Source organism: Bythopirellula polymerisocia, assembly GCF_007860015.1.
Lineage (GTDB): Bacteria > Planctomycetota > Planctomycetia > Pirellulales > Lacipirellulaceae > Bythopirellula > Bythopirellula polymerisocia.
The window spans coordinates 300,653-319,178 of record NZ_SJPS01000004.1 but is presented as its reverse complement, the minus strand read 5'-3'; the positions used below and the strand labels follow the sequence as shown (position 1 = coordinate 319,178).

The following is an 18,526-nucleotide window of genomic DNA, read 5'->3' as shown; positions in this document are numbered from 1 at the left end:
ATCGCTAATCAAGGCACAAGTCAATTCCCCTAGTAAGAAATAGAGTGCGGACGCTAGGCCGTGGAACTGGTTGCATCGATTGTACTCTCGACGATGCTGACCAACTGGTCGAGGCGGAACGGTTTATAGAGCACATGTTGCAATCCTGCCTGCCGAGCTTTGACGATAGAATGTCCCGGGTCGTATCCAAAACCGGTCATTAAGACCATAGGAACTTGTTGCATCATATCCGCGAGCTTTATCATTAGCTCGTAGCCACTCATATCAGGCAGTCGAATATCAGCGATGATCACATCATATGCGGCTCCCTCCACTAGGTTACGCACCATGAGGCACGCTTCGTAGCCATCGTGGGCAGTTTCGACCACACACTGATACCTTTCTAAAAGCGCGTGGGCGGCAGAACGAACCGATGCGTCGTCGTCCACCACCAAGATTCGACGGCCAACGAGCTTGGGGCGGGACTCCGTCAAGCCGCTGGCAGGCTGGGCTTGCGTGGGACTCAGGCTTTGGCCCACCTTTTGGATCACCTGCTTAATATCGCGGGCGTTACGCAGAATGCGATGCAATCGCTCGACCACATCGGGCTCGTGGCCTATGTAACGCTCCATGATGTTTACAGCATCATTGAGAATTACATCCACAGGCAGAGCGACGGCACTATGAATCGCCTCGACACTGGCAGCCGCTGTGCTAGCTTTTTCTGCTGCCAAGAGCTCGAGCGTGTTGAGTGCTACGGCAACACTGCGGGCAAAGATTTCTAGAAATTGCAAGTCACTTTCGGTGAAGGCGCTCCCCTCGGGGCTTTCGACGTTGAGTGTGCCAATAACCTGATCGTGCAGGATCAATGGCACAGTCAGCGAACTGCGTGCTCCCTCGACCCCCTCCAGATACAAAGGGTCTTCCAATGTGTGCTCGCATATGTAACTCTTGCCAGTGGCTGCTACGAACCCGGTCACCCCGTTGCCCGAGGTACTGGCATAGAGTTTTCTGGCTGCAGCTTCGGCGAGCATACCGACTTCAAGCAGCGGAATCAATTCGCCGGTGTCTTGGTCGAGCATCCGAATTTCGACGACATCCAATTGCAAGATTTCTTGAAGGCACTGCAAGATATTCGACTTAAGCAGCTCAATTCGCTCTTCTTCCAAAAGCTGGGCTACATCGTTAGTGGTCAAGTCGGCCAGCTCAACACCGGCATGGTGGATTGCGGCCAATTTTTGCTGCTGCAGTACCTCTTCGCTCATGTCGTGAACACTGACGACGAGGTTTTGAGGCGGTTCGTCGCTGCCAGGAATAAACACCGGTGCAGCATGAAGGCGGAAATACTTGTTGTCGTCGCGACGCATGATCGATGCACATGCACGCCGAGTGGCCAAAGCACTTTGCAACGGGCAGAAATCGGGGCCCAACAGTTCGGGACTACCCATCACACGGTAGAAGTTTTCTCCGAGTACTTTCTCCGAACCACTCCACTCTTTGAGTCGTCCGTTGCCCCACAGGATGTTGTATTCTCGATCAAGTAGCACAACACCATCGGGCATTCCTTCGAGAATGCGATCTCCGCAAAAGAGCTTGCTGATATCGAGTGAGTTGGCAAAATTCTCTGCGTCGCAATAGACGGCTGAGAATTCTCCGCGAACGAGATGAGACAAGACATCAGGTGTAGAGTGTACCTCGACAATCTCCACTCCCTCACCCAAGCAGTTTGGGAGATTGATCTCCGAGTCGTGGGAGCCACCAAAGTAGAGAACTTTTGGCCGCTGGCCCGAATCTTCGTTACTGGTTGACGCGCTTTCTGGCGACACTATGGATCCTGACACCGCACACTTCCAACTGCCGATTTGTAGAAGCTCACGGACCGCACTGCACAGAAGTGGGTATGATTCCGCTCTCTCTACTGATCTGTATAATATCCCATAGTATAGGGCGCTTTAACAAACCCAACAAGTTTGACTCTCGCTCGCAGGGCCTTATTTCAAGGGATTCTCTTTTCCCAGTTGATGCTTTAGTCACATTCATTTGTCCGAGCAAACCTACTTTGGAGAGGTAAGCTGCAAGTTGGTATATCCACTCCTTCGCGATAAATATGGCAATTCCGTCGAAAAATGAACTGCCCAGGCGACCCTTGATTTCGTACAATTGCTGATCCCTCCTGCCGACGTTTCGGCTGCCGAGAAGAGCGATTGCTCTGTTTTCCCATTGCTCGATGACTGCTCGTTCGTAATTGTCCTGAGCTGCATCATCCTAAAACCCAATCCCCGCTTGGTTGCGAAACCTATGACTATGACCGCTACGCCTGCCACCGCCCACAAGATCCGCAACGTGGCAATTATCGCCCATGTTGACCATGGCAAGACAACACTTGTTGATAAGATGATGCTCCAATCGGGACAGTATCGAAATGAAGACCTGGCCAAATTGGCTGGCGGACAACATGGACTGATCTTGGATTCCAATGATCTGGAAAGAGAACGTGGAATTACGATCCTGAGCAAGAATTGCGCGGTGCGCTACACTTCAACCCTCGGCGATTCATACCGGGTCAATCTGATCGATACCCCTGGTCACGCCGATTTCGGTGGCGAAGTTGAACGGGTTCTTGGAATGGCCAGCGGAACCTTGCTCCTGGTAGATGCCTATGAGGGCCCCATGCCACAAACCCGGTTCGTACTCGAAAAATCTTTGCTACATGGCCTGCGACCGATTGTGGTCATCAATAAAGTCGATCGGCCTGATTCGCGTCCCATGGAAGTATTGAACGAAGTTTTCGATCTCCTGGTAGAAATGGATGCTCCCGAAGAGGTGTTAGAGTTCCCGGTCGTTTTTGCTTCGGCCCGCCAAGGTTGGGCTACACTGGATCTCAACGAGCCTAGCGATTCCTTGCGACCATTGTTTGAAACGATAGTTCAGCATGTTCCGCCTCCTGAAGTGGGACTCGAAGATGGCCCGCTACGAATGCAGGTCACTTCTCTCGACTACTCTGACTACGTGGGCAGAATTGCTATTGGTCGGGTTCGGGAAGGAACGATCAAGAGACGACAGCGTGTATTGGTAATCGATCGAAAGGGGAATTCAACCGAGAAGCAAGTAGCCCAACTGCTCGGATTCGATGGACTCGACCGCAAAGAGGTCGACAGTGTTGCCGCCGGGGATCTTTGTGCGATTACCGGACTAGAACCGATTGAAATTGGAGACACGATATCCGATCTGACTTGCTCCGAACCTCTGCCAGCTGTGCCAATCGACGAACCCACATTGCACATGACATTCCGTGTGAACGACGGGCCCTTTTCGGGTCGCGAAGGAAAGTATCTAACAAGTCGACAATTAGGAGATCGCCTGGAAAAAGAACTGCGCTCCAATGTTGCCTTGCGCGTAGGTCAGGGGCCGAGCCAGGAACAGTTCCGGGTTTCTGGTCGGGGATTGATGCATTTGGGGATTCTTATCGAAAACATGCGTCGCGAGGGATTTGAGCTATGCGTTGGGAAACCGGAAGTGATTCTGCGAGATATCGACGGAGAACGCTGCGAACCGATCGAGCAATTGGTCGTAGATTGTCCGGAAAATTGCCAAAACTCTGTAATGGCCTTACTGGGGGACCGACGTGCCAACCTCACCAAAATGACCCACCGCCAATCCAGTGGGTTTGTTCATTTAGAATTCACGATCCCAGCACGATCGCTGATGGGCCTCAAAAGCCGGATGCTCAATGCGACCCAAGGGGAAGCCATCATGCACCATACCTTCTTGGGATACGAGCCAATTCGCGGAGCCTCGCTAAGCCGTCCCTTTGGAGTTCTCATTGCCAACGAATCTGGCATGGCAACTGCCTATTCTCTCGATGCATTGTACGATCGAGGAGAGTTCTTCATTCGCCCTGGCGATCAGGTCTACGAGGGTCAAGTCGTTGGTGAACACTGCCGCACTGGAGACCTGGTGGTCAACGTAGTTCGTGGCAAGAAGCTCACGAACGTCCGTGCCGCTGGTAAGGACGACAACAGTCAAGTCCGCCCCGTCCGTGTTATGTCCCTGGAAACGTGCTTGGAATACATCGAAGAAGATGAGCTAGTCGAGGTGACACCAGGCATGGTTCGGATCCGCAAGATGATGCTGATCGAGGCCGATCGTCGCCGGGCGGCACGGCGCGCAAGTGCTGAATAAATCGCATTCGGCTCTGCATTCCTCATATTCCGCTCAACCCGTCTCTGGCGACTCCAGCTGGGGGTGATCCGATGCGCTGATTTTAGGTCCCCTGCTTCCAGGAGCTATGCTTTTCTAGTGGCGCAACCACACACTAGCAATCCTGACTATCCTTCCCTTCCCCGCTATGAATTTAAGTTGTGGGCAAGAAGACGGTTATTCAGCTAAGGGACCATTCTATGAGAACAGTAGCGAAAATCTACATCCGTCGTACATGCAGACGAGGGCTTTCTTTTCTCGAATTTACTGGATGTATGGTGGCAATGATTGGCGGAGTCTTCTTGGGTTCGACCTATCTCGGAATCGACATGAAAGATATGACCATCGCCGTACTAGCTAAAGCCGATGTCGTGAGTCCTGATTTCTTCAAATCAAGTAGTGATCCGACCCAAACTCAGGCTGAACTGAAATCAGCGTCGACAGATTCTCCATCACCTGAGACTGGCACAACGAGTGATATCGACATGATGAATCAACTCAATGAATCAGAGCAATCTGATGAGCTTGGTAAGAGAAGTGGTACTTTGGGTACCAATAAGACACCTGAACTGACCGATGCCAAACGACGTGCCGCCACGAGAGTCTATTGGGACGCCCTCACCGACTGCATGTTGTACGAAGCAAAAAACAGGTCTCAAGGGTTTCAGGCCGATCAGGAATGGCAACTCTACGACTACCTGACAAGTCGCAAACAAGGTCATTCTCAAGCACTTGAAACACTGAAACAACTAGATGAATTTGGCGTAGACGACCGCCTAATCGACCATGGGCGCCAGGTGGTCATCTGGAACACTTCTGCCGTCACACTCTTCGAACGTGCCCTCGCTTTGCTGACAGATGGACCAAGTGCTGGCATCTCCGGCCCCTTTGCTCAGAGTTGGCAGAGCTCTGCAACCCAATTGAGGATGGAAGAGTCACTAATATTGGATAAGCACAACGCCGTGGCAAGCTATCTGGATCATGAGTATCCCGATATCGCCCCATTTGCTCCTGCTTACAAAAATTAGCGAGTAAACGAGGCATCGAGTGGGAATCTTTCTTGATTGCGCGGAGATTCTGATTCAAAATAGAGTCTCCCCATGGTTTTTGTCGTAATTGTGATGTGTCGCATTTTGAGGTTTTGAGATATGGGTTCCTTCGCCACTCGTTTTGTGATGGGGCTGTTGGTCGCATTGCAGTCGGTTCATCCTGTTATGGCCTGCGAATGCGAGCCTTACATTTGCTGGGATTGCGACTGCCAGACTGTGTGCGATGCAGGCGAACCTTGCGTCGATTACTCCGTTAAAGAACTCACGGCAGGTGGCGTCTGTGAATGCGAAGCTCAAGAAGTAATGTCTCACGAGCAAGCGGACACCCAGTCCAGCTCACCTGCTAAGGAACTAGTTGTCACCAAGCCGAAAAAACAACTACCAACTCCGGCATCCGAAACACCCACTCCCGTCACGCCACCGCCACCAATCGCTGTACCACAGCCGGATAATGAGTTAGCTCCTCCAACTAACGACCTGTTCCCGGGTCCTGCAGGCTCCGCAGATAAACCACCAGCGGTATCCCCACCCGAAAAAAAGTCTGAAATCGATTCGCTTTTTGAGGAGCCCTCGGCCATTTCCGAGCCACAGCCATCGCCGTCGAAAGAATCGACTACTCCCAAGCCAAACTCTACTGAAGCCTTGTTCGTTGAACCTAAACAAGAAACTGAACAGCCACCTACTTCAGAATCTCCTGAAGCTTCAGAATTGGTCCCGGTGGAGGAATCTAATCAAGAACCGGAGAACAAGTCTGATTCGTTTGAAGACCTCTTCGGACCTGTAGACGGGGAGCCGGAACCCAAGGAGGAAGCGAAACCTGAACCGTTTGATCCTTTCAGTCAGGAAGGACTTCCGCCAAAGATAAGTTCTGACAAGGACCTTGCCAGCACAGAATCTCGAGTTTGGACTGATAGCTCCGCTGAATTTAGTTGCGAAGCTAGACTAGTGAGTTTGACCTCAAAGCTCGTCCTTCTTCAGAGTGTCACAGGAAATCGAATCTCGATCCACCTATCCAGACTGAGCGATGCCGATTTAACCTTTCTCCAAGAGTACGTCCATGCTCAACGCATGGTGCTGGCACGCGAGTCCTTGGCTGCTCAACTTGCTTCGAGTTGGTCTCATTGATCTCCGGAAAAAGAGTGCTTGCTAACGATGGCTGGTCATTGGTCAGTGCTAGCGGCGCTAAACTCTGCCTGTTTTTCTCAATCCACCCACGCACTCGGTCGATGATCCTATTGGAGCAAGCTAGCGAATTAGGTCTTCGACAAGAAAGTCGCTGATGAAACCGGTGATGTTAGGGATAGCGGGAGCTTCTGCTGCCAAGGCTGGTAGTTTGCTGGACCGATCTGCGCGTGTCGCCCTCGAACCTTTTGCCGACGTGCTGCATGCGGTGGCCAATTCTTTCTCACCGCACGAAGCAGAAAACAGCATCGAGCCAGCACCGAGCGCAATACCGCTCGCCAATCGTGTTCAAGGAGCGCTCTCTTCGGCTGGGATTCAAATAGAAGAACCTCTGGAGTTGACCGTGGAAGATGGCAAGCTGGTAGTAGTAGGGAACCATCCGCAGCGGACACTCATCGAGGCGACGCTTGCGCAAGATCCTGAACTGGCTGAAGAAGTGATCCAATTGTTGCAAGAGGATGCCGAGGTATCTGGCTCGGCTGATAATTACTTCTACTCGAATACTGAACAGCCGGCTCGACACGCAATTCTTTCAAGCTTTGCCGGAGAAGTTGGGCTCAAAATCGTCTAGCCTCTAGAACGCTCGATCCCAGCCGCCAGACGGGTCGCCGCCTCATTGCCACTCCGAACACAGTAGGGAATACCCACCCCACGATAGCCATTCCCCGCGAGTGCAAAGCCAGAGAGTTCGGTAGCACGTGCCTCGATCTCGTCGACTAACTGAATATGGCCGACGTGGTATTGTGGCATCTTCTCGCGCCACCTCACGACTTCAGCAAACAAGGGGGTACCCGATAACTTCAGCAGCGGCGACAATTCTCCGATCGCAATCTCACGGAGTTCGTCATCTGAGAAGTCAACGAATTCTGGCCGCAAAGTCCCACCCATGAACACTCTCACTACAACTTGATCCACGGGCGAGCGACCAGGGAACTTGACGCTGGAGAAACTCGCAGCCACCATCCTGGAGTTTTCTGCCGCTGGGACGACTATCCCAAAGGCATCCAGCGGCCGAGCCATTTGATCCTGTCGAAAAACGAAGCACACCACGGCACTGCTCGCGTAGGGAATCCGCCGGAGCAAGCCAGCGAGTCTTGAATCTTCACATTCGACTAAGTTGGCAGTCTGCGGCGCAGGTAGAGCAGATACGACACCGTCGAACGGGCCATGAGTCGAATCATCGGCAAGCTTTAATAGCCAGTTGCGTTGGTGGTCTCGAGAGAGTTGCTTTGCAGGTTGATTTAGGTGGATCGAATCTGGCGGAAGTCGCCCCGCCAGTTCATCGATTAGGCGACTCAATCCATCACGTAGTGAAACGAAACTTCCATACCGCGCACCACTAGCTGCCCTCGTCGCTGAGTCGGGAGAAGGCTCACGATGCCACAGCGTCCCGTGTTTGCGGACCAACTCGACAGCTTCGGGCATCGTGGCCGCGACGCTCAATTGGTTGGCGTCAGCCGTGTAGATGCCGGCAAGTAAAGGTTCCACAAGCCTTGTAAATGCCTCACGACCCAGTCGATCGGTCGCGAATCTTGCGAGATTCTCGTCATAATCAGGTCTCTCAATCTTCGCGGGACGAGGAATCCAACGTTCAGCCAACAGCCGCAACTTCCCCGGCCAACTCAGCAGGCGGCTCCGAAGGATCGGCAGCACCCGCTGGGGTCTCATCATGAAGAACCCCTCGGGCACGGGATAAAGTTCTCCAGCCCGAAGCACCAGTGCTCGTCGATTCGACGTGTTCGTGGGGATCAACTCATCCGCCAGCCCAAGTTCTTGACAGAGCTCGACGGCCCATGGCTGCTTCGCAAGAAAGCTATCCGCTCCCCGCTCGAAAAGAAGTTGATCTTGTTTGAGAGTCGAGAGTACGCCGCCAAGTTGATTGGTTGCTTCGAACACTTCAACTCTTGGGTTGGGCAAGAGTTGCGTAAGGCGATAGGCAGCCGTAAGCCCGCTGATGCCAGCGCCGATGACGGCAAAGCGTAATTGCTGCGAGGTATTCGTCGGGCCAGGCAAGGGAATTCAATTCCGGACGAAGGGCTGGAATGGCATGGGGCAGGACATGCATGTTACCAAATTCGGCGGCTTGTTCGCCAGGGCCAGTAGGATTGGGGTTTTGCCCCAAAACGGTATTCCAATCCAGCGGTGAAGGAGAAGTTGTTGAGCGTATTCACCCCGTCCGCTCCGAAAGCCAGGTTGTCCAGCACTTCAAGCCGACACACCAGCCAGGGCCATTGATGAAACTCAACCCCCGTGCCGAAAGGCATCGTCAGAAGTGACACGTTGCGACTGATATCGTTGTGGTCGCGAAAATCGATCTGTGTCATCCCAAATCCCGCAAGCCAATAGGGACGAACAACCGAATCCCCCCAAGGGTAATACTTGAGATCAACATCCGTGATGAAGTAGCTCCCGTTGATGGCTTGCTCGGTGGTATTGGTGGCATCGATATCTGGGTTGGACCAACCCATTCGCCACTCAGCTCCCCAGAAGTAATCGAAGTCACAACCAATTCTCAGGCCAGTCATCACCTCATTATTTTGGTTAACTCGATCAGTGATCAACTCGTCCCCTAGCAGTGTGCCGACAAACCAGTCGACGTGGTAGGGTCGATTAAGCCAGCTGGTTCCCTCTAAGGGGATCCCTTTGTGAGTATGTCGACCACTAGAAGATGAATGGCGAAATCCAAAGCAACGCATCCAGTCAATGGTTTTTACTGTCGGGTCATTCCAACTCGCCGTGTCCTCCTCAGCACCTTCGTTCTCTTCAAAGATCGACTCCCACTTGTCAAACTTGGCCGCATCCGAAGACATGACTTCGCTATCTTCTGGATCGTCCATCGTGAAATCTGGGATGTCGTCGGCAGATTCTTTTCCATAGCTGTTCGGACTCATCAATATCGCCACAACAAGCAGCGCAAAGCGAGCAGTATTCGCGCATTGGGTAAGCCAGGAGTGAGCGAAAATCGCTTCCATGCGGATCGAATTGCCGTGGGTTGGAGAAGAGATCAACGGTTCTTGAGCCCAGGTCTGCGGGCAAAATAGGGGCGGAGTATGGCAATTGGTCCAGGGTGTGTCAACGGAACTCGGTGGCACGGCGAGGAGAACCTAGTAAAGCTTGAAAGCCATCTATTGATTGTCCAATTTCCAATGAGCAATCTCCAGTGAGGCCACTATTCGGCCTGAAGTTGGTCATTGGGCATTGCACAATAGTCATTTTCTACGTGCTCCTTGGTGGCACTGCCAGCTATCATTGCACGGCTTTTATCCGCCAAAGGGTTGCTAGCAAAGCGCGCTGCGCCTGCCATTGGGGGTTCAACTTGGTCAGGTTGCGGGGGGCAGGGAATGGGTTTCTCGCTAAGTCGCAAAGATTCGAGTCCAGATGTATTCTTTGCGATTTAGCGCCTTTGCGAGAGACTTCTGAATGGGATCTAGACAGATGGGTCCACCCATCTTCATGTTTGACTGCCCCCTTGCCACGCCATCTAAAACTGGAGTTCATAAACGCAGCCGAGCAGCTGCGTGCCCCCTCCTTCTCATGGCGACGCGAAGGTTGTTTGCAGGTGGTATTTTTCGATTGAACTTTTTTTTATTAAAAAACCCCCTCCTTAACCGCGGGTTCATTTTGACTCAACACCTTGAAGAATAATGACTTACGTCTTTTGAGGCGGCCCGGGTGGGGGTGAGTTTTGTAATACAAAACCCTGCACTCAATCACCTTCTATGCTGCACGGTCCAGGCGTCCCGAGTCTCTCCATTCATGCAGATAGCCCAGCCTGACAATTGTCAGGGGGGAATCGACCACTTGATTGGTAATTCATCGCGAGAAAAAAATGGGGCGCCCCAGCGCTCGAACTCTTAAGCAAACTTCGCGCAGCACCAGTCATCCCTCTGGCCAACGTTGAACCGTCGATTGGTCCGCTGCATCTGAACCGGTGCGAACTTCTCAGCTCATTGGACAGAGAAAACCTGTGCTTTGCGATTGTAATTATAAGGAATCAGGGGGCTGTGTTTAGGGACTATTTTTGGCCACCAAAATGGGAGAGTGGGAGAGTGGGAGGAAGGGAGGGATATAAAATGGGAAAAATGATTGGCGATGCGACTGGAACGCGAGCAAGTCACGTCACTTGCGCAGGACACCGAAGATGGAGATTGGCTAGGGCAAAAAGTTCTGACAGTATTCTACTCTTTGCACTCTTGCCGGTATGCCAACAATATTTTGCCTCGGTTTCATTTGGGCAAGCCGCCGTCTGAGCGACCGAACAAACTTACGAGAATGTCAAAATCGGTGGCGTCGGAAAGAAACTTGACTGCCCCATCTGCAATAGCAACATTGGCCCCGCCGGGATGAAATGAGTAGATGCCCATCGAGTTGGACTCGTTGACACCGACTCTGTTCCTATTGATTGACCAGATAAAGGTATTGCTGGCCGACCAACCAATCTGACCGGGGTACTCAGCGTTTGGGTTGTCGGCTGTCACTTCCGGTTTGCCGTTGCGCATTTCAATCGGTTTGCCTCCGCGTTCAACAAACGCGATCGTATTTGAGAGTCCATCAGTTACATCGCGGAATGTTCCTCGGCGATATCGCAGCAATCGAGAACCGGTGATCGTTTGGGTATCGAAAACAGCCCATCCCCAGATACCCCAGTGAACATAATCTACCGAATTGTATTCCACGTCGGCAGGGAGAGGATCGGAATGAACCTGGATGCCCGCCATAGCATCATAGTCACTTCGGACTATGTGGTAAAAGTCTTTCTCCTGTCTCTTGTCCGGCGGAATACCGAGAGAGCCGTGCTTAAGACCCGCTCTTCCCATTTTCATGTTCGATGGGTCACCACCGCTGGGGCAGATGAATGTCGGCACGACACTCTGGGCAACTGCTTCATTCTCGACCTCGGTTGCCAGCTTGTCCATTTTTAGTTGTTGTTTTAGCGCAGCCTGCTCAAGATAAGGAAGCAGTGGTACTCGCCACGAGTGCATATGAAAGAGATCCCATTCACGGAGCGGGTATGGGAGTGCTGTGCCATTGTAATGCGAAGGCAGAGCCCCTTCTGCCGCATGAATGGATTGAGTGGCAGTGTTGATTTGGTACAGGTTGCCTTGGCATTGCGCACGCCGAGCAGATTCTCGTGCTGACTGAATTGCGGGTAGCAAGATTGCGATCAAGACCGCGATTATGGCAATCACGGCCAGAACCTCAAACATTGTCAATCCGCGGCGCGGGATAAGGCTGGGCATCATGTGGCAATGGTTCCGCTTCAGAACTCGCCGTTTTATTGTAGTCTGTTTCGGAAGGTTTCAACAAATCTAGACGACGCTTCTGCCGCCCCTGAGGGGCTTTTTTCTATTTCTCTCTCTTTCTACTCCTGATCAAGGCGATGAATGGGGAGTGGAAAGCTAACCCAAACTACGACTTTGCCTACGATACTCCGCGGCGAGTAGGTCTTCCAAATACTGCTGGTACTCTGCGGGAGGTGGCGCCTCTGTCTGTAATCGCTCGGCAAGGGCAAGGACCATCGTGCTTGTCAGGGCGGTTCGCTCTTCTTCATGGAGACTTGACCAGCGTTCCAGGAGAGTTTCGATGGCCGAGAAGTCGCTCGGTCGTGAACGGGCGAGCATGGCCGCTGTGATGCGAAACTTGCTTTCGGCGGCAGTACGATCGCATAGTATTTCGCGGACGGGACTGATTTCAGACGGCTCGTCTGAAATAACTAGCGTGCCTGCAGCCATGTCGCCTAGCCTTTGGGACGAATCTGACAATACGGGTACAATCCATAGTATGGGTAGTTGGTCGATGAGTCGAAAGATGCTGCGAATTAAAATACTGATGGGATCCAGGGAGAAACCATCTGATTTTACGACTCGGATCTTCGACATTCGCTTGCCTATGGTTTGCCCATGCAGGCAAAGTTCGCTCAACCCGAAATAGACGAAGCTTCCCAATGACCAAATCATTATCCAGATTCCAAGAAACACCATCGAGAACTGCGGGTCCTTCCGAAACGGGTCATCGCGTCGGCTGGATTCGAATAGATCGCCAAATACTCCGTCCACCGAAAAACCGATTGCGACGAAAATAACCAGCAGAAACAGACAGAAAAGAGTCAGAAAGATGCAGTCGGCAAACCAGGCCAAGAACCGCGTACCAGGGCCCGCCAATTGGTAGGAGATCTTAATGTTCTCAGGCGTCTCAAAATTGATGCGTTCGTTCATGGGGAAAGCGTGGACTCGGTTGGGTGGCCACTATCAAATAAGTCCCAGCACGGTACCTAGCCGCAACCAAAATTCGTGGAACAGGAGGTAACCGAGTTAACAGAGAATGAAAGCAAGGAAGAAAAAAACACTTATCTACGCTAATCTTCACTAATTTAGATTAGCGCTGATTAGCGTTCCTATATCTACCTTTCCATTCCCTCCGTTTTCTCTGTAACGTCATGTTCAATAAATTTAAGTAAGCTGCGAGGATTTGTATCGTTAGTAACACGGAAAAAGCGACAAATGTGTTTCCTATCCGCGTTTCATCTGTGGGAATCCGTAGCTTTAATATATTGTTTATGATAATAGCGATTGAAACTTTCGGATGCTGCGGAAACTGATGGAAAGAAAGCCATGAGAATGAAATGGGCCACGGACAAACGCGGATCTAGCGGATGGATCAAAAATCAATCTAACTGATCTTTGTGATTCCGCCTCATCTGCGTTCTATTTTTTCTCCTCTGTTAGCTTTGTTTCCTTATGTTCAAATCATTTGAGGCCAGGGGCTTTGCTGGGTCATTCACTATCTTTTATTCCCGGGTGGACCAGGAATTAGTATGAGTAGTTTTGTAACACGTAACAAGCCAATCTGGGATGAGTTAGAATCTCTGGTCCAGCGATATCGGAAATCCAAACGGAGTATGTTGCCTCATGATCTCAAACGACTGGATGCCCTCTATCGTCAAACGACCATCCATCTCTCGCAAGTTGCAACTCGTAGTACGGACAAACGCTTAGAGGACTATCTCAACAGTCTGGTCTCCTCTGCCCATGAAATGATTTATTTACCTCCGCGCCGTTCACTGTGGCGCGGCATGACCACCTTTTTGCGTGAAGGATTTGCCAGAGCGATCGCTCGGAACTGGCAGTATCATTTAGTTTCAGCAGCACTGGTAACCCTGGGAGGCCTGCTCGCCTATTTTGCATCAACGCAAGACCCTCAGGCAGCTTATGCCATGATGCCTGCCGAAGACGTTCGGCAGCCTGGCTCAAACCAGGAGCAACTACTCCAGGTTTTGCGATCGGGGCGTGACATGGGGGGTGGTGGGAAGTTTTTCTTCGCTTCTTTCCTGTTTAGCCACAATCTAAAGGTAGGCATTCTGGCAATGGGATTAGGCGTTCTTGCTGCAGTTCCCACGGTTCTTTTAATGGTGTTCAACGGAATGATGCTGGGATCCTTTGTCGCTATTCACCATCAAGCGGGAATTACCACGGAGTTTTGGGCCTGGATACTTCCCCATGGAGTGACAGAAATTGGAGCCATTATTCTCTGTGGAGGGTGTGGACTAATGCTGGGCAAGGCCATCGTAAACCCAGGAATTGTTTCCCGCGGTGAAAGTCTGCGACGTGCTGGAATCGAGGCAGGATCAACTTGTGTGGGGGTGACATTGATGTTGATTGTTGCCGCTGTGATTGAAAGCTACTTAAGGCAAAGCCATCTCGACAGTACTGCTCGTCTGCTGTTTGCAGGAATTACTGCCTTGTTTTGGATCACTTACTTCGCTACAGGACTCTCTCGGGAACGGATGGCAAGAGAGTTTGAACAGTTAAAATCCGATGATCTGGCCTGAGGCTGGCCAGCTCACAGCAGATTCTGACAACGCAATTCGATGAACTCATTAATCAAGGGAACTGTCAATTCGCTCGGCTCAACGTCGAGGACATGCACACCACCGTGCCTGAGCGAGTGCAGGGCTTTCTGTCGCTGTTGCAGTAATTCAAAGGCGACTGCCTTCCGTGAACCGTCCAGCAAAGTCTTTACCGGCGCATGGACGACTTGCTCAAGTAGAGGAGTGCGCAGAGCTGCAAAAAGAAAGACATGCTTTTTTGCCAATCGAGCCAGGGAGGTTCGGAACCGTGATGTGGTTTCAACGTCAACGATATCCGAGAGGAGCACGATCAAGGAGCGGCGAGTCTGCTTCAATTGCAACTCGGCAAAGATTGTCCCAAAGTCGGATTCTCGCCACTGAGACTGTAAACTGTAGATACTCTCTGCTATCGTGCGGACGGAACTGACGCCCGAGAGAGGAGCACGATAACCCCTCACCCGATCATCAAATAAACCGATCCCGCAGCGATCGCCATACCTCAATGCCACTTCTGCCAGCAAGAGGGTCGAGTCGATCGCACAATCCAGCTTGGATCCCGTCTCCGTGAGAGCCCCCATCAAACGACCGCAGTCGACGAGAATCATGACATCTCGATGTCGCTCGACCTGATAGCGACGGATGATTGGGCGTCCGATTCGGGCAGTGGTTCTCCAGTCAATCCGACGAGGATCATCACCATGGCGATACTCTGAAAGTGACTCGAACTCAGTTCCTGCTCCGCTACTTCGCACACGAGTAACTTTGTCGAGCATCAGTAGCTGGGCTTGTTGGTCTTCGCTGAGTCCTTCTCTAGAGACATAAGTTTCCGGCAACACCTTGATAGACGCCCGGCAATCGTAGACTCTTTGTCCTTCGAGCAACTGCCAAGGTCCTTGCAACCTCAACCAAACCGGCCCCAATTCATAGAGGCCACGAATGGGGATACGCAGTTGTTTCGTCGTGGTTGTACTTCCTTTAGCATCAAGTCTGATTGGCTCTGATTGAAAGTCGGGAATCGCCACGTTGGGCAAGACGTCTCGAACTGTGCCGATTGCTTCTTGTGCTCCTCGGTTGACTATATCCAATTCGACCAGGAATGTGACATCCCTGCCAACTACCGCGGGTTGCCTACGCGAGATCTCTATTTTGGCAAGCATGCCATGAAGGTGGCGATACTCTCGAAAGGTGATTGCTAACAGTGGAAGCAAGCCAAGAAGAATCAACCAGCAAGTCTGGGGCACTGCGAAAGTGAACGGTGAGAGTAAAGCCAACGCCAGGATCGCGAGCACCAGATTGGGACCTGGACGGAACCTCACCGGGGAACCTCAACCACTTCCATGATATTTGCCAAGACATCGTCACTGGAAATCCCCTCCAATTCGGCAGTGGGACTCAGTACGATCCGATGTCGCATAACAGGCTGCAGTGCCTTCTGGATATCATCCGGAGTCACGTAATCTCGCCCATCAAAGCACGCTAGACTCTTGGCAGCCATCAACAGCATCAACCCTGCGCGAGGACTGGCTCCTACCGAGAGCAAATCGTCTTCGCGCGTTGCCTGCAGAAGTTGACAAACGTAGCCGACCACTTCTTCACGAATCTGAGTGCCACGAATTGTAGCGCGGGCTGCCAGGATGTCATCAGGTTTCAGAATTCGCTGCACGTTCATCTTTACAGGATCAGACCGACCACCCGTTGCATGATGCTCGGTGAGCACACGCTTTTCTTGGGAGGTCGGAGGGTAAGAAACCATAATCTTAAACATAAAGCGGTCGAGCTGGGCTAGAGGCAACGGATAGGTCCCTTCCTGCTCGATGGGATTCTGCGTTGCGAACGTCATGAACGGTTCTGGGAGACTGTGCGAGACGCCATCGTAAGTAACATGAAGCTCTTGCATCGCTTCGAGCAGGGCCGACTGCGTGCGTGCCGACGAACGGTTGATCTCATCGGCGAGCAGGAAATTGGTAAAGACCGGGCCTCGGCGAAATTCGAATTCGCGCGTATCCTCACGATAGATGGAAGAACCGGTCACGTCGTTAGGGAGCAGGTCGGGGGTCATCTGGATGCGGCGAAAATCCAGATCGAGTGTCGCCGCAATGGTTCGCACAAGTAGCGTTTTAGCCGTTCCAGGTGGACCTTCCAACAAGACGTGGCCGCTGCTAAACAAGGCAGCCAAAGTGAACTCAACGACGTCGTCGAGGCCGTAGATAACTTTGCCAATTTCGTCGCGTATCTTCTGATAGGTTAAGTTGAGAGACAATCGCTCACCTTTTGAGTTGCAAGGAGGATTTCTTGTTTGGGAGCCCGAGGATTATCTAGAACCGCATCTGCAAATTTGAGAGCGGCATTGAGCTGACTTGCCTTTTGGGGAGTTCTCCTCGCGAGCAATCCCAGCACAACATCCACATTTTGTTGTTGCGGAGGTAAGCCTAGCGTTTTGCAGAAATGCCACAAGACACCATCACGCACTTCAGTCAAGACAAACTTCGAGCTTTCCCGGCCTTTGAGTAGGAAGCGGGACATTGCCTCGATGTATTCGCCGAGTGTGCGACGTGAAGCAGTTTCTTCAAGTCGGCTCGGCCCCAGGAAGATAGCCTGTCGCCATACCCACACTCCTACCACTGCCAGAATAGATGTTGCGACCACTGCATAGGGTCGCTTTGACAAAAGCCAAATCGGGTTCCCGCGCACCGTCAAACCATGATAGAACTCGTCGAATACGACTTGTGAGCGCGATCCGGTCAATAAATGGACGAGTAAAACACTGTTGTCCACAGAACTCAAACTGGCATTACTAGCCAAGTAGGGGTTGCTGATGACGGCAACGCGCCCCTTTCCAAGTGAGAACAGCGCGGCCAAGGTGCTGTCAGCATCCCCCTTCTTATCGTCAATCGCAATGCGAGCTAGCGGTTCCAATTCACCGAGGTTAATTCTCCAAGACGGGCCGTTGGGAAGTTCGACTTGTTCAACTTGAGTACTCAAGTTGTCCCATTCCCCTTCGCAGGCGACAGAGTATCTGGTCGTGGGACGTTCTTTGGCCTCAAATATATCTCGAACAGCATCACGTATGGCATCGGTATTTGTGTTTTCTGAATCATCACTCGAATCGACGGTATCCAGCTGCTCATCCGGTGTCACAAGCAGGATTTCGTATTCCTCGATGGTCACATCTTCCAAACCCAATTCTTTGAGCAACTTAATAGGGATACATCTACAGCGCAAAGAATGGCATCGGGGACAAATAGAATTCTTTTCCTCACCCGTTTCTACACTAGGAGTTACGACGAGATATCCGCCATCCTGGACCCACCGTAAAAGCCCCTTGAGGTATGCCGGTTCATTCTGCACGACGCTATCTCGGGGATTCCATAAGACGTAGCTAGTTGAAGAAGAGTCTTGAGGTGGGGCGGTGATAAGAACTCGCTCCGTTTCAAACTCCAAAGCTACCAGGAGATCGTGAAGGGCCCGATAACCCTCAGCGCGGGTGCCGTAGAAATCCTTGCCCAAAGTGCTATAAGTAGCGCCGCTCCAGAGCAAAGAAATAAGCCCGCAGACTACCGAAAGGATAGCAACAGAGATGATTGCGATAATAACACTACGCGTTGTCAGCATGCACGACCTCCTTCGTCTGACGCTTGATTTCAGCGTAGGCCTCGCGGCACTTGAGATACTCTGCTTCTCGACAAACTCCATTTCCGTACCAAGCAGTGTCAATGATATCAACGAAAGACTGCAGTGATTTAACGAATGGAGAATTGCGGTAGCGACGCAAATAATGCCTGTTGGTCAGTCCCGGGCTGAATAGTCGTCCCTCGAGGCTCTGGAGGTGCACTAAACTCGCACGGAATAGAAAACGTACTGCGACAATATATTCGTTCTGGGCGAATGCCTCGTGAGCAAGCTGCTCGAATTGGTCCGCAGTGAGAGGTTTTTTCGATGAGAAAGCCGAGCTAAGTTTTGATTTCCGTACCGAAGGACTCAGAATGGTAAGCAGCGTATAGAGAATGTGTCCCACCAATATCGCAAGAAGTATTGCCAGGACAATCACAATCAACCACCACACTCCATTTGGCAAACCATCCATCGCATCGAACAGCCAGCGAAAAGGCAGAACTATCCACTTAATGATTTGAGTCATTATGTCGACAATAGTGTCGCCAACCCGAGTATCCTGATCGATGCGAAAATCGGATCCTTGCAGGATTTCAGCCGCTGTGCGACGAATCGTCTCTGGATCTGGAGGTAGTTGAGGTGATGGCATCTATGCACT

General features: G+C 51.7%; 14 protein-coding genes. 5 read left to right on the top strand and 9 right to left on the bottom strand.

Going from position 1 to position 18,526, the window contains the following annotated elements:
- Positions 1-53 precede the first annotated feature (53 nt).
- Positions 54-1,820 carry a hybrid sensor histidine kinase/response regulator gene (locus Pla144_RS14165; RefSeq protein WP_231936368.1) on the bottom strand — a complete coding sequence of 589 codons (1,767 nt, stop codon included), beginning with the start codon at positions 1,818-1,820 and terminating at the stop codon, positions 54-56.
- A 463-nt stretch (positions 1,821-2,283) separates the two neighbouring features.
- On the opposite strand from Pla144_RS14165, the gene typA reads away from it, so the two are divergent.
- The 4 genes from typA to Pla144_RS14145 all read left to right on the top strand — a co-directional run bounded on the left by typA (position 2,284) and on the right by Pla144_RS14145 (position 6,981).
- Positions 2,284-4,161: a translational GTPase TypA gene (typA, locus tag Pla144_RS14160; RefSeq protein WP_146451335.1), complete on the top strand. Its 1,878-nt coding sequence runs from the start codon at positions 2,284-2,286 to the stop codon at positions 4,159-4,161.
- Positions 4,162-4,379: 218 nt separating this feature from the next.
- A complete protein-coding gene (locus tag Pla144_RS14155; protein WP_146451334.1) occupies positions 4,380-5,207 on the top strand; it encodes a hypothetical protein in 828 nt (275 codons plus the stop codon).
- Positions 5,208-5,327: 120 nt separating this feature from the next.
- Positions 5,328-6,353 carry an SHD1 domain-containing protein gene (locus tag Pla144_RS14150; RefSeq protein WP_146451333.1) on the top strand — a complete coding sequence of 342 codons (1,026 nt, stop codon included), beginning with the start codon at positions 5,328-5,330 and terminating at the stop codon, positions 6,351-6,353.
- Between the two features lie 154 nt (positions 6,354-6,507).
- Positions 6,508-6,981, top strand: coding sequence for a hypothetical protein (locus tag Pla144_RS14145; protein WP_146451332.1), 474 nt, complete (start codon positions 6,508-6,510; stop codon positions 6,979-6,981).
- Here Pla144_RS14145 and hemG read toward each other — a convergent pair.
- The 4 genes from hemG to Pla144_RS14125 all read right to left on the bottom strand — a co-directional run bounded on the left by hemG (position 6,978) and on the right by Pla144_RS14125 (position 12,625).
- The gene (gene hemG, locus Pla144_RS14140; protein WP_197530683.1) at positions 6,978-8,423 is read right to left on the bottom strand and encodes a protoporphyrinogen oxidase; all 1,446 of its coding nucleotides are present in this window, start codon (positions 8,421-8,423) and stop codon (positions 6,978-6,980) included. The two genes, Pla144_RS14145 and hemG, sit on opposite strands and share 4 nt — an antisense overlap.
- A gap of 53 nt (positions 8,424-8,476) precedes the next feature.
- Complete coding sequence (locus Pla144_RS14135) at positions 8,477-9,502, bottom strand: outer membrane beta-barrel protein (protein ID WP_146451330.1); 1,026 nt, start codon at positions 9,500-9,502, stop codon at positions 8,477-8,479.
- 1,134 nt (positions 9,503-10,636) lie between these two features.
- A complete protein-coding gene (locus Pla144_RS14130; protein WP_146451690.1) occupies positions 10,637-11,653 on the bottom strand; it encodes a DUF1559 domain-containing protein in 1,017 nt (338 codons plus the stop codon).
- A 156-nt stretch (positions 11,654-11,809) separates the two neighbouring features.
- Positions 11,810-12,625 carry an RDD family protein gene (locus Pla144_RS14125; RefSeq protein WP_146451329.1) on the bottom strand — a complete coding sequence of 272 codons (816 nt, stop codon included), beginning with the start codon at positions 12,623-12,625 and terminating at the stop codon, positions 11,810-11,812.
- Between the two features lie 599 nt (positions 12,626-13,224).
- Here Pla144_RS14125 and Pla144_RS14120 point away from each other — a divergent pair.
- Entirely contained in the window at positions 13,225-14,238 is a 1,014-nt protein-coding gene (locus Pla144_RS14120) for a stage II sporulation protein M (RefSeq protein WP_146451328.1), read from the top strand.
- Positions 14,239-14,249: 11 nt separating this feature from the next.
- Here the strand turns inward: Pla144_RS14120 and Pla144_RS14115 are convergent, their stop codons facing one another.
- The 4 genes from Pla144_RS14115 to Pla144_RS14100 are packed head-to-tail and all read right to left on the bottom strand — an operon-like array spanning position 14,250 to position 18,517.
- Complete coding sequence (locus Pla144_RS14115) at positions 14,250-15,572, bottom strand: DUF58 domain-containing protein (protein WP_146451327.1); 1,323 nt, start codon at positions 15,570-15,572, stop codon at positions 14,250-14,252.
- Positions 15,569-16,516: an AAA family ATPase gene (locus tag Pla144_RS14110; RefSeq protein ID WP_146451326.1), complete on the bottom strand. Its 948-nt coding sequence runs from the start codon at positions 16,514-16,516 to the stop codon at positions 15,569-15,571. The genes Pla144_RS14115 and Pla144_RS14110 overlap by 4 nt, the downstream gene beginning before the upstream one ends.
- Complete coding sequence (locus tag Pla144_RS14105) at positions 16,501-17,868, bottom strand: DUF4350 domain-containing protein (RefSeq protein WP_146451325.1); 1,368 nt, start codon at positions 17,866-17,868, stop codon at positions 16,501-16,503. The genes Pla144_RS14110 and Pla144_RS14105 overlap by 16 nt, the downstream gene beginning before the upstream one ends.
- On the bottom strand, positions 17,852-18,517 hold the full coding sequence (locus Pla144_RS14100) for a DUF4129 domain-containing protein (protein WP_146451324.1): 666 nt from the start codon (positions 18,515-18,517) through the stop codon (positions 17,852-17,854). Before Pla144_RS14100 ends, Pla144_RS14105 begins: the two co-directional genes overlap by 17 nt.
- Positions 18,518-18,526: the final 9 nt, after the last annotated feature.